Origin of the sequence: Rheinheimera baltica (assembly GCF_030731985.1) — a bacterium.
GTDB classification, from domain to species: domain Bacteria; phylum Pseudomonadota; class Gammaproteobacteria; order Enterobacterales; family Alteromonadaceae; genus Alishewanella; species Alishewanella baltica.
In genome coordinates this window covers 18,778-33,470 of the sequence record NZ_JAPJDY010000013.1, presented here as the reverse complement: position 1 = coordinate 33,470, position 14,693 = coordinate 18,778, and the positions used below count along the sequence as shown (strand labels likewise).

The 14,693-nt window shown below is 44.2% G+C and carries 15 protein-coding genes; 7 read left to right on the top strand and 8 right to left on the bottom strand.

What is annotated here, in order from left to right; all coding sequences use genetic code 11:
* From pheT to dapA, 7 genes are all read right to left on the bottom strand, one after another.
* Positions 1-2,388 (bottom strand): phenylalanine--tRNA ligase subunit beta, encoded by a 2,388-nt coding sequence (pheT, locus tag ORJ00_RS18125; protein WP_306140503.1) that lies wholly within the window; start codon positions 2,386-2,388, stop codon positions 1-3.
* Between the two features lie 15 nt (positions 2,389-2,403).
* The gene (pheS, locus tag ORJ00_RS18120; RefSeq protein ID WP_037054404.1) at positions 2,404-3,384 is read right to left on the bottom strand and encodes a phenylalanine--tRNA ligase subunit alpha; all 981 of its coding nucleotides are present in this window, start codon (positions 3,382-3,384) and stop codon (positions 2,404-2,406) included.
* A 110-nt stretch (positions 3,385-3,494) separates the two neighbouring features.
* Positions 3,495-4,190: a DnaA regulatory inactivator Hda gene (gene hda / locus ORJ00_RS18115; protein ID WP_027671141.1), complete on the bottom strand. Its 696-nt coding sequence runs from the start codon at positions 4,188-4,190 to the stop codon at positions 3,495-3,497.
* Positions 4,190-5,260 (bottom strand): DUF2066 domain-containing protein, encoded by a 1,071-nt coding sequence (locus ORJ00_RS18110; RefSeq protein WP_306140502.1) that lies wholly within the window; start codon positions 5,258-5,260, stop codon positions 4,190-4,192. Before ORJ00_RS18110 ends, hda begins: the two co-directional genes overlap by 1 nt.
* Before the next feature lie 8 nt (positions 5,261-5,268).
* The gene (locus ORJ00_RS18105; RefSeq protein WP_027671142.1) at positions 5,269-5,901 is read right to left on the bottom strand and encodes a YchE family NAAT transporter; all 633 of its coding nucleotides are present in this window, start codon (positions 5,899-5,901) and stop codon (positions 5,269-5,271) included.
* A 221-nt stretch (positions 5,902-6,122) separates the two neighbouring features.
* The gene (gene bamC / locus ORJ00_RS18100) at positions 6,123-7,178 is read right to left on the bottom strand and encodes an NlpB/DapX family lipoprotein (RefSeq protein WP_027671143.1); all 1,056 of its coding nucleotides are present in this window, start codon (positions 7,176-7,178) and stop codon (positions 6,123-6,125) included.
* A gap of 41 nt (positions 7,179-7,219) precedes the next feature.
* Positions 7,220-8,101 (bottom strand): 4-hydroxy-tetrahydrodipicolinate synthase, encoded by an 882-nt coding sequence (gene dapA, locus ORJ00_RS18095; protein WP_306140501.1) that lies wholly within the window; start codon positions 8,099-8,101, stop codon positions 7,220-7,222.
* Positions 8,102-8,284: 183 nt separating this feature from the next.
* Between dapA and ORJ00_RS18090 the strand changes: the two genes are divergently transcribed.
* From ORJ00_RS18090 to ORJ00_RS18080, 3 genes are all read left to right on the top strand, one after another.
* Complete coding sequence (locus tag ORJ00_RS18090) at positions 8,285-8,809, top strand: glycine cleavage system transcriptional repressor (RefSeq protein WP_306140500.1); 525 nt, start codon at positions 8,285-8,287, stop codon at positions 8,807-8,809.
* A gap of 12 nt (positions 8,810-8,821) precedes the next feature.
* Positions 8,822-9,286 carry a thioredoxin-dependent thiol peroxidase gene (gene bcp, locus ORJ00_RS18085; protein WP_027671146.1) on the top strand — a complete coding sequence of 155 codons (465 nt, stop codon included), beginning with the start codon at positions 8,822-8,824 and terminating at the stop codon, positions 9,284-9,286.
* 108 nt (positions 9,287-9,394) lie between these two features.
* Positions 9,395-10,504, top strand: a complete 1,110-nt coding sequence (locus ORJ00_RS18080; protein ID WP_306140499.1) for a PQQ-dependent sugar dehydrogenase — start codon at positions 9,395-9,397, stop codon at positions 10,502-10,504.
* A 71-nt stretch (positions 10,505-10,575) separates the two neighbouring features.
* Here ORJ00_RS18080 and ORJ00_RS18075 read toward each other — a convergent pair whose 3' ends face one another.
* Complete coding sequence (locus ORJ00_RS18075) at positions 10,576-11,649, bottom strand: AI-2E family transporter (protein ID WP_305975647.1); 1,074 nt, start codon at positions 11,647-11,649, stop codon at positions 10,576-10,578.
* Between the two features lie 212 nt (positions 11,650-11,861).
* Here ORJ00_RS18075 and bepA point away from each other — a divergent pair, with 212 nt between their 5' ends.
* The 4 genes from bepA to ORJ00_RS18055 are packed head-to-tail and all read left to right on the top strand — an operon-like array spanning position 11,862 to position 14,689.
* Positions 11,862-13,310 carry a beta-barrel assembly-enhancing protease gene (gene bepA / locus ORJ00_RS18070; RefSeq protein ID WP_027671149.1) on the top strand — a complete coding sequence of 483 codons (1,449 nt, stop codon included), beginning with the start codon at positions 11,862-11,864 and terminating at the stop codon, positions 13,308-13,310.
* 34 nt (positions 13,311-13,344) lie between these two features.
* On the top strand, positions 13,345-13,692 hold the full coding sequence (arsC, locus tag ORJ00_RS18065; protein ID WP_306140498.1) for an arsenate reductase (glutaredoxin): 348 nt from the start codon (positions 13,345-13,347) through the stop codon (positions 13,690-13,692).
* Positions 13,689-14,267 carry an NAD(P)H:quinone oxidoreductase gene (gene wrbA / locus ORJ00_RS18060; protein ID WP_027671151.1) on the top strand — a complete coding sequence of 193 codons (579 nt, stop codon included), beginning with the start codon at positions 13,689-13,691 and terminating at the stop codon, positions 14,265-14,267. Before arsC ends, wrbA begins: the two co-directional genes overlap by 4 nt.
* A gap of 2 nt (positions 14,268-14,269) precedes the next feature.
* Positions 14,270-14,689: a DUF2069 domain-containing protein gene (locus ORJ00_RS18055; RefSeq protein WP_027671152.1), complete on the top strand. Its 420-nt coding sequence runs from the start codon at positions 14,270-14,272 to the stop codon at positions 14,687-14,689.
* Positions 14,690-14,693: the final 4 nt, after the last annotated feature.

Below are 14,693 nucleotides of genomic sequence, written 5' to 3'. Positions count from 1 at the left end.
TTAATCCCTCAACGTTGCGTTGAACTCTTTCCCAAGCGCGCTAACTACTTGATTTACCAACTGTTGGATATCTTTATCTTCCAGGGTACGCGCTAAATCCTGCAGGGTCAAAGCAATGGCCAGTGATTTATAACCCTCTGCCACACCTGCCCCTGTGTATACGTCAAACAATTTTAGGTCAACTAATTGATTTCCGCCAACTTTTTTTATAGTAGCAGCAATATCAGCAAAACGCACCTCTGATTTTACAACTACAGCTAAATCGCGCCGGTTAGCCGGGTACTTTGATAGCTCGCTCGCTTGCACAATATCACGCAACCCAAGCGCGGTAACATCAAGTTCAAACAAGTACGCTTTGCCTTTAATACCCAACTTACGCTCAGCTTCCGGATGAAGTGCTCCCAGATGCCCCACTTGCACGTCATCACGATAAATGACTGCAGTTTGGCCAGGGTGCAGTGCGCTATGCTCACCTGTCTTAAAGTGAAATTGTTCCACCGCTGACGTTTGTGCCAACAACGCTTCAACATCACCTTTTATATCATAGAAGTCGGCGGCCCGGTTTTCCATATTCCAATGCTCATTATGCATGGAACCGACAATAACACCGCCAATTACTGGCACCTGACGTACACCACCTTCAGCAGTTGTATCAGGAACAAACTTTAGTCCATATTCAAACAAACGTATTCTACTTTGCTGCCTGTTTTGATTGTACTGCACCGTTTGTAGCAAACCAGGCCACAAATTTAACCGCATAGCAGACATGTCTGTTGAAATTGGGTTTGGTAGCACCAACGCCTGCTGCTCTGGAAACAATTGCTGTTGTACTTTTGGGTCAACAAAACTATAGGTAATCGCTTCTTGGTAGCCACGATCGACTAACACAGTACGCAAACGCTGTATGTTCAACTCAGCTTCACGGAAAGTACGCATTTTCAAACTGGCCTGTGGTGCAATATTCGGAATATTGTTGTAGCCGTGAACCCGTGCAACTTCTTCAATTAAATCTTCTGCGATACGGATATCAAAACGATATCCGGGTACCGAAACCTGCCAGCCATCATTAGTCTCTAACACGGTTAAACCTAACCGATTAAATATAGCGGTAACATCGGCTTTTATCAGGCTAACACCTAAAATTCGCGCTAATTTACCCTCGGTCAACGTAATATCGGGTACCGTCGGCAAATGCGTTTCTGATACCGCCTCAACCACAGGGCCAGCCTCGCCACCACAAATTTCAATAAGCAATGCTGTCGCACGTTCCATAGCGCTATGTTGCAGCTGAGGATCAACACCGCGCTCATAACGATGTGATGCATCGGTATGCAAACCATATTGGCGCGCCTTGCCCGCTATGGCCAGCGGTGAGAAAAATGCACTTTCTAAAAACACATCAGTTGTTTCTGCGGTAACACCGCTGTACAAACCACCAAAAATACCGGCCATAGCTAAGGGTTTGTTGTTGTCAGCAATAAGCAAAGTATTCGCTTTTAATTCCACTTCAGTTTCATCAAGCAACACCAACTTTTCGCCTTCATTGGCAAAACGCACATTGATATCGCCATCAAGTTTCGCTAAATCAAAGGCATGCATTGGGTGGCCCATTTCCAGCAATACATAATTGGTAATATCAACCACAGCATCAATACTGCGTACGCCGCAACGACGTAATTTTTCAGTAAGCCACAATGGACTAGCAGCTTTTACATTAATATTGCGTACTACCCTGCCTAAATAACGCGGGCAAGCATCAGGTGCACTTAACGTAATGCCTTTGGTATCGGCAATAACCGGACTAACTGGCGAAATAACGGGCTCACAAACTTGCAATTTATTAAGCACGCCGACTTCACGCGCCAGCCCTTTGATACCAAGGCAATCAGCCCGATTAGGCGTTAAATCGACTTCAATGATCCGATCATCAAGCTGCAAATAGTCACGCACATTTTGGCCAATAGGGGCGTCTTTTGGTAGCTCAAGAATGCCGTCAGAATCATCTGCCATACCCAACTCAGAAAAAGAGCACAACATGCCATGAGACGGTTGACCGCGAAGTTTAGCTTTCTTAATAACAAAATCACCAGGCAACACTGCGCCAACTGTCGCTACAGCGACTTTTAGTCCAACCCGGCAGTTTTTTGCACCACAGACAATATCTAACAGCGCCTCACCACCAACGTCAACTTTGGTTACCTGTAACTTGTCTGCATCAGGGTGTGGTCCACACTCAACAACTTCACCTACAACAACACCAGTAAACTCGCCTGCAACTGGCTCTATACCATCGACTTCAAGGCCAGCCATAGACAATTGTTCAGATAAGGTGTTGGTGTCAATGGCTGGGTTTACCCACTCGCGTAACCAGGCTTCACTGAATTTCATTTAAATTAACTCCGCTTATCTGAACTGTTTTAAGAAACGTAAATCATTTTCGAAGAAGGCACGTAAATCGGTTACACCATATCGCAGCATGGTAAGACGCTCGACGCCCATACCAAAAGCAAAACCACTGTAGACTTCAGGATCGATACCAACGGAACGCAACACATTAGGATGCACCATACCGCAACCTAACACTTCCAACCATTTGCCGTTTTTACCCATTACATCAACTTCGGCTGAAGGCTCAGTGAACGGGAAAAACGATGGCCGAAAGCGAATTTGCAAGTCTTCTTCAAAAAAGTTATGCAGAAAATCGTGCAGTATGCCTTTCAGTTCGGTAAAACTTACATCAGTATCAACCATCAACCCTTCCACCTGATGAAACATCGGTGTATGTGTTTGGTCGTAGTCATTACGATAAACCCGCCCAGGCGAAATAATACGCAAAGGGGGTTGTTGCTGCTCCATCGTGCGAATTTGCACACCAGACGTCTGAGTACGCAGCATTAACTTAGGATTAAAATAGAAGGTGTCGTGATCTGCCCGTGCCGGGTGATGTTCAGGTATGTTCAATGCATCGAAGTTATGGAAGTCATCTTCAATTTCAGGGCCGTGTTTTACCTCAAAACCCAGTTCAGCAAAAAATGCTGAAATACGTTCAATGGTGCGGGTTACCGGATGCAAACCACCCTGCTCTAAAGACCGACCTGGCAAGGTAACATCAATTTGTTCCTGCGCCAGTTTTGCCGCTAATTGAGCATGTTGCAACAAGTCACGACGGGTATTTAGCGCGTCTTGTACCTTTTGCTTTAATTCATTAATTTCAGCACCGGCCTGCTTACGCTGCTCAGGATCCATCGCGCCCAAAGATTTCAGTAGTTCAGTAATACTGCCTTTTTTGCCAAGAAACTCGACCCGGATAGTCTCCAGAGCCGGAATATCTGCGGCGGCGGCAACGGCCTGCAAGGCGTTTTCCAATATTGCTGTTAGGTTCATGCGTGTCCTCAAAGCAGCTAGGGTTTAGTCGTGTCAAAGCCGCCAATGATACACCAGAATTGCAACTAAACGCAGGCTGTTAAGGCAATTTTTCTACTAAGTTAGTGGTATTAATTAAGAATATCTTTAACAAATGGAATGGTAAGCTTTCGTTGATGCACCAAAGTAGCTTTATCGAGTTTGTCTAGCATAGCTACTAATGCTCGGATATCACGGTCTTGGTGATTCAATAAATAACGCGCAACCTCATCAGGCAAATCGATACCACGCAAGCGGGCTTTTTGTTGCAGTAGTTTTTGTTTATCATCGTCAGTTAGCAAACGCAGCTGAAATGCCGTACACGCCTGTAGCCGGGACACCAAGTCTGCCAACTGAAACCCCAGTTTATGAGGTGCTTCGTTGCCAACAATAATCAATGCTTTGCCTTGTTCCAACATCCGGTTGTACAAATCAAATACCGCAGTCTGCCAGCTAAGTTCACCCGCTATAGCCTGAATGTTATCCAGACACACTAAATCGAGTTGTTCTAAATCATCCAGCAAGCGCGGGCTTAACAGGCGACATTCATCCATCGTCAGCAATTGACTGACTAAACCTTGCTCTTGAGCTTGCACACAAGCGGCATAGAGTAAATGTGATTTACCACTACCACTGGCGCCAAACAAATACACCGGATTTTGCTGCACAGGCTGGTGTAAATAAGTCTTTAAAAACGACACAGCTGCCGTTTGACCCGCAGCGTAGAAACTATCAAGTGTTTCATCTTCTGGTAGTGTAACTGCCAGGGTATATTGCAGCGGCTGCATCAGGGTTTTATATACTCAAATGAAGCCAGCACAGGTTGCAAGGCCGTATTAAGCGCTGCATTATCCAGCATCGTTGTCATATCTTTGAGCTTAAATTGCGGATTAAACTTTAGTGCGTTCATCAGCCCTTCTGCACCAATATTGGTTTGCAGACGATAATAAGCTTGATCCGTTTCAAAACGGGAAATGGTGACATTTGTTACTCCAACCATTTGCTGCAAAAGCTGTTGCACTCTAACTAAATCAGTTAAATTTGTTACGTTTTGTATGACTAACTCAATATCTGCACTGTGTTGCTCAGACATAAGCGTTGCATAACGCTCTGCTAACTGAGACGCCAATACCGATGCAAAGTTATGCATTAAACTCTGTTCATCAGCTGCGGTAACTGTATCTCGGAAGGTTCTGCCGCTATCCTGACGTTGCCAACTTAGGCGCAATAACGTTTTATCATTTTCGCTAACTTCATCAACTGTAACGGCTAATATAACATCGGCACCATAGCGAACACTTGCTTGATTAATTTGCTGCCAAAAACCAGCCCATACGTCCGTTTCAGATAAATTAAGCAAATCATCCATGTCATATAATGGCTGCAGCAACGGCAAGCCAGCAAACAAAAAAGCTCGATGCAAAGCGACATTCAGCGGCTGATCCGCCCGGCGAACAAAGGTACGCTCACCATCTTTTTGCTTTATCTGCCAGACAAGTATATCTGGACGTAATGCCCCCCAAACGGCAATGTTATGTTGTTGTAGTAGCTGATTAACCTTTGAAGCATCAAGTAACACACGCATTCTATTGCCATCAGCTGTCCGTACTGACTTAAACTGTTTTATGTATACGGATGCACGCTTTGATTCTTCTTTTATTTCAGGGACTAAATCTATATCAGCTTTACCACTTACCCGAATAAGTACTTGAATTAATGCTTGCTGTTGCCAAACATCATTGCCGCCCTCTGCAGCTACATCAGCTTGATACAAATCATTTATTTGTCCAGCACTTACCGACTGCAATAAACAAAGGCTAACGAGCACACTACAAAAAAAGACTATCTTCATCATCATCTAATACCTCAGGCCAATACCGGAAAGATCCCTTTTAACCCCGCACTGATAAACTCTACCGCAATAGCAGCCAGAATCAGCCCCATTACACGAGTAATAATGTTCATACCTGTCTGGCCCAAACGGGCAGATATTTTATCAGCCAGACGCATCAACCCCCAAAGCACCAAACCAATAACGATTAATTCGGCAGACATAATAGCGTAATGTTGCCACCCGTCGCTGCGATTGGCATAAAGAATTATCGAGCTAATTGCGCCCGGCCCTGCCAACATCGGCATTGCAAGAGGAACAACCGCAATAGATTTTCGATGCTCCGCTTCTTCGCGTTCTGCATCTGTATTTTTTGCATTACTCGTTTGGGCATATAGCATTGATATCGCCATTAGCAGGATCAGAATGCCACCACCGACACGAAATGAATTAACTGAAATACCGAAAAAGCTCAGAATAAACTCACCAAAAAACAGAGTAATAAGTAATATGATTGTTGCAGCTTTAGCTGCGCTAGCGGCTGTTTGCCTACGTTCAGATTTGCTATGGCCTTGAGTTAGAGACAAGTAAAGCGGTAAAGCCCCAAGTGGATTCAGAATGGCAAAAATACCAATCAAAATTTTCAAATAGTCCTGAATTTCAAGCATAGATTATCTCCGTAATTGCCAGCGCAGTGTAATGACAAAAGCGGCTTTGTTTCAATGCACAACGATAAAATAAAGCCACCTATGGGTGGCTCTGTAAAAAAGACAGTGTTAAACGCGCAGCAATCGACGTCAAATTAATGCTAATTTAGCGCGAAATAGTTAACTGTAGTCTTCGACGACGCTTCATTAACGTCGTCAGGTTTGTTAGAGCTGAAAAACGTTTACAGCTCAACTCTGGCCAAACGTGCAGCTTGCGCAAATGGTTCATACAAAGACAACACAGTTTCAGCATCCAGCTGAGCCCCATCTTTGTCTCTCAAGCTAATAGCAGTCTGTTTATCTACACGGCTTAGAACCAATTGGTAGGCACCATTAGATACTGGCAGCACAGGTTTACTTTCACTTCCCCATAATTTTGACCATAGACCTTGTTGCGGTTTCTCATAGTCAACGTAATAGGTATATATCGAACGATTTTTATCTGTAACAGTAAAGTTAAGCGCGGTGAACAATGTTTCAAGCTGTGACCAGGTGACCTCTATTGGCTGCGGTGTTAGCAATGCTGGATTTCCAGCTGCATCCATACCGGGCTCCATAGCCACATCAGGAATTTTAGATTTATTTGCCGTTGCAATGGTCACTTCCTCTTTACCAATACGGTCAATTATTTGGTTAAGTAGTGCAATTTCCTGACGTTGCTTATCATTACTAGCAAGCTCGCCAGACGGGGTAAAATACTGATGTTCAAGCATCTGAACAGTGACACTGGCAGAGCGGCCATGTGAGCGAGGCTCGATGACAAGACTAAAGCGGGATTGTTCCTGTTTTTGTTCCGACGCCCAAAACCAAAAACCGTCTTCTTCTGACCGTGCGATCCAACCAGTTGTGTAGGTTAACCCACTGCTATCCTGTTGTAACTCAATGCCTTGCTCTGAAAATTGCGTTTGCAGCATTTTATGTAAAAATGGCACAAGATCGCCGGTATAATCGGTGCGATCAAACCAAACCCGAGATAATTTATCACCTTCTTCTACCCGGCTACTCACTGCCGTTGCTAACACTAACGCCGGCGAGCGAATATCAGTTAGCGTGCTAGTTGTTGCAATTTCCGGAACATCAAACTGACCAGGTGCAGCGGGTTTGCGTAAATTATCAGGAACCTTGATAGACGTAAGACTTGCTGACTGACTCGACGTTTCTGTTTGATCAGTTTGTAATAAAGAACAGCCTGTCAGCAACACGCTGGCAACTACACTACCTTTAATCCAATCTTGCACTTTACTACTCCTAAATGTGGTACCGCGAGGTAAATATGCGGTTAAAGCTGAATACCAGCCTGCGTTAATGCTTGTTTGATTACAGTGCCATGAATTGGTTCAAGTTGGGTTAATGGCAATCGCATAAAATCTGATGTTATCAATCCCATTCTACGCAGCGCCCACTTAGTCGGTATCGGATTAGCTTCAATGAATAAGTCATGATGTAACGCCTGCAGTGTGCCATCAATCTGCTCTGCCTGCCTGCGCTCATTAATCAACGCCGAGTGACATAATTGTGCCATGGCTTTAGGCGCGACATTGCTCGTCACCGAAATTACGCCATGGCCACCTTGCAGCATAAACTCGCAAGCCGACGCATCGTCGCCACTTAGTAGCATAAAATCGTCAGGACAAAACTGTTTAAGTTCAACAAGCCTTGGCATGGAGCCTGTCGCTTCTTTAATGCCAACAATATTTACCGTGTTGGCCAGCTCTGCTACAGTTTCAGGCAGCAAATCCACTCCGGTGCGGCCGGGCACATTGTAAAGCAATACAGGTTTATCTGTCGCAGAAGCAACAGCATTAAAGTGCAATATCATGCCTTTTTGCATCGGTTTGTTGTAAAACGGTGTTACCGTAAGAAAACCATCAATTGGCAGCTGACTTAACATCTGTGTACGTTCAACGGCTTCAGCTGTTGAATTAGCTCCGTTCCCAGCAATAACGGGGATACGTCCATTTACTTGAGTGCAAACTCTAGCAATAACATCCAGTTGCTCTTTAAAGCTGATCGTTGCGGCTTCACCTGTAGTGCCCATTATGACCAAACCCTGAGTACCATTTTGTAGATGAAATTCGACCAGACGTGCCAAGCTAACATAATCAATGTCACCCGCGTCCGTCATAGGGGTAATCAACGCAACCCAACTTCCTCTGAACATGTCGTTTATTGCCTCAATAATTGCTAAGGGCGCCTATGTTAAAGAGACAATGCGCTAAACACAAGAATCCTTCTGACCTTAACGCTATTCAAGACAAACGGATGACATAATCTGGCGGTATGGTAAACTTATAGCCAGCTTTTTTACTCACAATTTTTCGGTTTGCCATCAGGGTTTTATTCTATGCCACAACAACTTGTAGTAACCGCCATCGGCACGGATCGTACCGGCATTGTCAGCAAACTGGCGCGTTTGGTTACCGACTGTAATTGCAACATCATCGACAGTCGAATGGCTATTTTTGGTGGCGAGTTTACATTTATTATGCTTCTTTCAGGCGACTTAGCGGCAATTAGCCGTATTGAACATTTGTTACCTGGCTTAGGGCTGGAACTTGATCTGACCACAATGACCAAACGTACCAGTGCCCATCAACGCAAAGCCGTTGCTGCGCATTATGTTCTTGAATACAAAGGCGCCGACCGAGTGGGCACATTAGGTACTATTACCGGTTTATTAGCAAGCAGGCAGGTTTACATTGGTTCTTTACAATCTGAAAACAAACTAGATGAGTATGGTCAGAGTGTCATGCATACCATGATGACACTTGAGTTGCCAGAAGGTGAACCGGCACAACAAATTGAATCTGATGTTATGGCTTTAGTTCACAGCATGAATTTAACGGGCAGTTTCCATGCCCAAACTTAACAGGAGTTCGCAATGTCTTACTTAGCAGCTGGTGAAATAGTACCAGACTTTACCTTACAAGATCAGCACAATAGCCCGGTTAAATTAAGTAACTTACTGCAACAAGGCCAAGTTCTAGTTTATTTTTATCCCAAAGCCATGACGCCTGGTTGTACCGTCCAGGCATGTGCCCTACGTGATGTTAAAGCGGATTTAACCGCGAAAGGGATTACCATTATTGGCATTAGTACTGATGCACCGGCTAAACTCGCTAAATTTACACAACGGGATGAACTTAACTTTACCTTACTCTCTGATGAAGATCATAAAGTTGCAGACACTTTTGGTGTCTGGGGTGAAAAAAAGTTTATGGGCAAAGTATATGATGGTTTGCACCGCATTAGTTTTCTCATTAACCAAGATAGTACTGTTGCAAAAGTATTTGATAACTTCAAAACTAAAGATCACCATCAGGTCGTGCTTGATTATCTTAGTTAAGTGTTCACCAAAATAGAAAAAACCCTCCTTTGGCAGCAGTTTGTAAACTAAGCTGCATAATTACTGAGATAGCACATCAGGTCTAATTGTTAAGTTATGGAGTTTTACATGTTAAAGCCTCTCCTTTTAACCAGCTTAGTAGCGTCATTGACGCTATCAGCACACGCCGACCCACTGTTGACAGAAAAAACATCAGTGCAAATTGAAACCATGGCCACGGGTTTAAACCACCCTTGGGGCATGACATTTTTACCCAATGGCTCAATACTCGTTACAGAGCGTAATGGTACACTGCAGCATATCAGCGCTGACGGTAAAACCCGACAAGCCATTAATGGCTTACCGCAAATTGATGCCAGAGGTCAAGGCGGCTTGTTAGATGTCATTATTGCTGCCGACTTTTCCACAAGCAAAACACTGTATTTCAGCTTTAGTGAACCCGGTACTGGTGGTAATAGCACAGCCGTAGCGCGAGCTAAATTAATTGACGATACCCTAACGGACGTCAGTATTATTTTCAGTCAACAGCCTAAGTATGATAGCCGCCATCATTTCGGCAGCCGATTAGTAATGGACAATAACGGTAAATTGTTTATTACAACAGGCGATCGAGGCAGTGAAAGAACACAAGCGCAAAAGCTTGATAACCACATTGGCAAAGTCATTCACATTAATACCGACGGAACACCAAGCACTGATAACCCTTATGTCAGTCAGGCGAACGCAAAAAAAGAAATCTGGTCTTATGGTCATCGCAATATACAAGGGGCAGCATTGCACCCTCAAACCGGGCAATTGTGGACACATGAACATGGCCCGCAAGGTGGTGATGAGATTAACATTGTGCTACCCGGTAAAAATTATGGCTGGCCATTGATTACTTATGGTGAGGAATACGGTGGTGGTGCTATCGGTAAAACCGCTCAGGAGGGTTTAGAGCAACCGCTGCATTATTGGGTGCCATCAATTGCTCCCAGCGGTATGATTTTTTATAACGCTGAACTATTTCCAGAATGGCAGAACAATCTCTTCGTTGGTTCACTTAAGTTTGGACAACTTGTACGGCTAGAGCTCACTGGCGATAAGGTAAGCCATGAAGAACGTATTATGATTGGTCAACGTGTTCGTGACGTAGAACAAGGACCCGATGGCGCAGTGTATCTTCTTACAGACAGCTCCGACGGCCAACTACTGCGCATAATGCCAGCAACGGAGTAAACACTATTCAGCTAGTGTAAATTATGTGATGCACAGCACCTCGCTTTGCATCACATTAATATTATTTTAGATTAGTCTACAGCCCCGCTCTGCGGATGTGTTCTTGCTGACCAGGCTTTTACCGTTGCTTTTACCAACGATGCCAATGGAATGGCAAAAAATATCCCCCAAAATCCAAATAACCCACCAAAAAACAATACAGCAATAATAATAAAAACCGGATTTAAATCAACCGCTTCCGAAAATAACAATGGGACAAGCAAATTACCGTCCAAGGCCTGTATCACGCCATAAGCTAACATCAGATAACCAAAGTCTGCGGTAGGCCCCCATTGAAAAAACGCGACCAGTGCCACAGGCAGTGTTACTACCGCCGCCCCAATGTAAGGTATCAATACAGATAAACCCACCAAAACCCCTAATAACAGCGGATAATTCAAGCCGAAAATGGCAAAAACGGCATAACTTAAGGCACCAACAATTAAAATTTCAAGAATTTTGCCACGAATATAATTCATGATCTGCGCATTCATTTCATGCCAAACCTGGCTAATAAGCCGCCGTTCTGCAGGCAATATTTGTACAAAGCTGGATGTTAGCTGAGCTTTGTCTTTCAACATAAAAAACACCATCAGTGGCACCAGTACCAAATAAATCAGCAGCGCGACTAAATCAACAATAGAAGCCAGTGACATCTGTAACATATCACGGCCAAATGCCATCAGTCTTTCATCTACCGAGTGCATCAAAATGGTAATTTGCTCAACACTCACGACGCCGGGAAATGACTCAGGAAGGGCCAGTAAGTAGTTTTTTCCCTGGTCGATCATCTGCGGCAAATCACGTAATAAATTTCGCCCCTGGTACCACACTATAGGAATAATCCACATTAATGTTAGCGTGGCCAGGCCAACAAAACCGGCAACCACCATCACCGTACTCGCACTTCGGGATAAACCCAGTCGACTAAGATGAATTACCGGCCACTCCAGCAAGTAAGCAAAAACAATCGCCACCATCACTGGCGCTAAAATGCCACTCAGCCAATAAATGGCCATAAAGCCAAATAATAACAACAAGAATAATGTCACAACCTGAGGATCTGAGAACTTATTGGCATACCATTTTTTCAACCAATCCAGCATATTAAGACTCCAACATCTGACATACGGGCAAAAGTGCCGAAACTCGTAGCAGTATACCGAAGATAATGTAAAATTTGGCGCTTAACTGCCAGATGAATACAAATATATGGTAAATTAACAACCTGTCTGATTTGAACTTAACGCTATTTCACCAGACAAAGCCAACATCATCCTTAGAACAACATGACCTAACAGGGGCAGGTGTTTTTCCAATGAATTTCTCCGTCGTAACCAAACCTGTTTTTATCTGTGTGCTGGTAGCATTAGCGCAAGTTGTGACAATTGATGCTCAAGCAAACTTACCTGATTTAGGCGGTAATGCCTTTAGTACTATAACGCCCGATAAAGAAAAACAATTGGGCGATGTTATGATGCGGCAAACACGTGGTAGCTTGCCTATGGTGTATGATCCGCTGCTGGACGAGTATATTAATTCGCTTGGCAATCGCCTCGTGGCCCGTGCGAACGATGTAAATTTTCCGTTTAAGTTTTATTGGGTAGACAACAAAAACATCAATGCTTTTGCCACACTTGGCGGTAATATCACGTCTCACACCGCCACCTTAGCGGTTGCAGAAAGCGAAAGTGAGTTTGCATCGGTGCTAGCACATGAAATTGCTCACGTTACACAGCGCCACATCGCCCGTTTCTTTGAAGCACAAAGCCAAAAAGCGCCGTTGACGCTAGCGGGGATACTTGGTGCTATTGTTCTGGCTACTGTTAACCCAGAAGCAGGTATGGCCGCAATGATGGCCACACAGGGGGCATCACAACAAGCGGCGATAAATTTTACGCGTAAAAATGAGCAAGAGTCAGACCGCATTGGCATGCAAATATTGGCGGATGCAGGTTTTGATCCGTACGCGGTTCCTAATTTTTTTCGTAAATTAACCGAGCAAAGCCGCTTTTTAAACCAGCAGTTGTCTTTTTTACAAACTCACCCTTTATCACAAAGCAGAGTCAGCGACACCCGACTGCGAGCTGAGCAATATCCCATGCGTTTCGTCGCAGATAGCCAGGACTTTACGCTAAGTCAGGCACGCGTTTTAGCTAGATATCAGTATGGCAAAGACGATGCAGAAACCGTTTTCAGAAAAAAACTAAGTGATCCAGGCGGCAATACCAAAGCCAATCAGTACGGTCTTGCCATCGCATTATTAGATAATGCAAAACTGGATGCCGCACGAAAGGTCATTGAGAACTTACTGGAAAATGACGAACACAACCTGTATTACATTGACGTTTACACCGATATACTTTTGGCACAAAAAGAATACCAGCTTTGCCTAAACATGCTTGAGCAACAATATTTGCTACGCCCAAATAATCAGGTTGTTACACTCAATTATGCCAATGTGGCACTTTCATCTGGCGCTCATCGGCTGGCTATTCACCTTTTAAAAAGTCTGTTGTTTTATAAAAATGACAATATTTTAGCCTATGGCATGTTGGCAGATGCTTACAAAGCTAGTGGTGATTTTGCTAAATACTATGAAGCGCGAGCAGATCTAAGATATCAGCAAGCGGACTATCCGCGTGCTATAGATGATTTAAATGAGGCGTTAAACTATCTGAAATCGGAAGAGAAACTTGAAAACCGACGCCTTGAAGCTAAGAAAAACCAATTACAAACCGAGTTTGACCGGGTACGTCGCATGTAACTTGCGGTCAAATTTACCGTTAACAGGACCTTTAATGTTAAAAATTTACCATAATCCACGCTGTTCCAAGAGCCGTGAAACCCTGAGTTTATTAGAACAACACACTGACAAAATAGACATTATTGAATACCTTAAAACACCGCCAACAGCTGAGGAACTGGCACATTTATTAAAACTGTTGGGACTTAGTGCACGTCAATTATTGCGCAATAAAGAAGATGAGTACAAACAACTTGGCTTGGCAGACAGTTCGATAACCGACCAACAGTTAATAGAAGCGATGGCTATACACCCCAAACTCATCGAACGCCCTATCGTTGTTCATGGTGATAAAGCGGCAATTGGCCGGCCACCTAGCAACGTGCTGAATTTGCTATCATGACGACTCGTATTTTGGTGCTGTATTATTCACGCCATGGCGCTGTTGCCGCATTAGCTGACAAAATTGCTATTGGTGTAGCACAAGGTGGCTCTGAAGCCATAGTGCGCTGCATACCACCACTGGATCCAGATACTGCAAGCCGTCACGCCATTGTCAGCCAAGATGAACTACGCCAGTGTGACGGGCTGGCATTTGGTAGTCCCGTACGCTTTGGTAATATGGTGGCCGATGCAAAGGCGTTTTGGGATACAACAACCAGTATTTGGCTTAAAGGCGAACTCATCGATAAACCTGCAGGAGTATTTACGTCCTCCGGCAGTATGCATGGCGGAAACGAAGCAACCCTGTTAAGTATGAGCCTGCCGTTATTACATCATGGTATGCTGCTCACCGGCATTCCTTACAGTGAACCAGAGCTGCATCAAACTCAAACTGGTGGGACACCCTATGGCCCATCTCACGTCAGTGGTCACCATGGTGGATCCAAGCTTAGTGTCGATGAGCAACGGCTTGCCCAAGCATTTGGTAAACGTCTGGCTAAGTTGAGCCAGAAACTTAAATCAAACAGGTGTTAACTATGCAACAAACCAGTTTTGTGCCGATGTCTGACAAAACATCGCGTTATTTATTATTGGGAAGATTGGGTTTTGCCGGGCTTTGGTTACTGCAACCGCTTTGGATTTTATTATTAGCACCGCCGCAACTTGGTAATCGCTATGTCTTACTGGCACTGCTTTGGTTACCTTTGTGGTTACCGTTTTACGGCATAGTTAAGGGGCATGCGTACACGTTGGCATGGGCTAATTTTATTGTCATGATATATTTTCTTCACAGCCTGACGAATATGTGGGTAAGCACAGGCTTACATCAATTTTTGTCATTTGTAGAGTTTGCTCTTGCTACGATGATGTTTATAGGTTGCACTTACTATGCACGTTACCGGGGACAGGAACTAGGGTTAAAGATACCGAAACTAAAAGACGACCCACGCAGATAAGGGA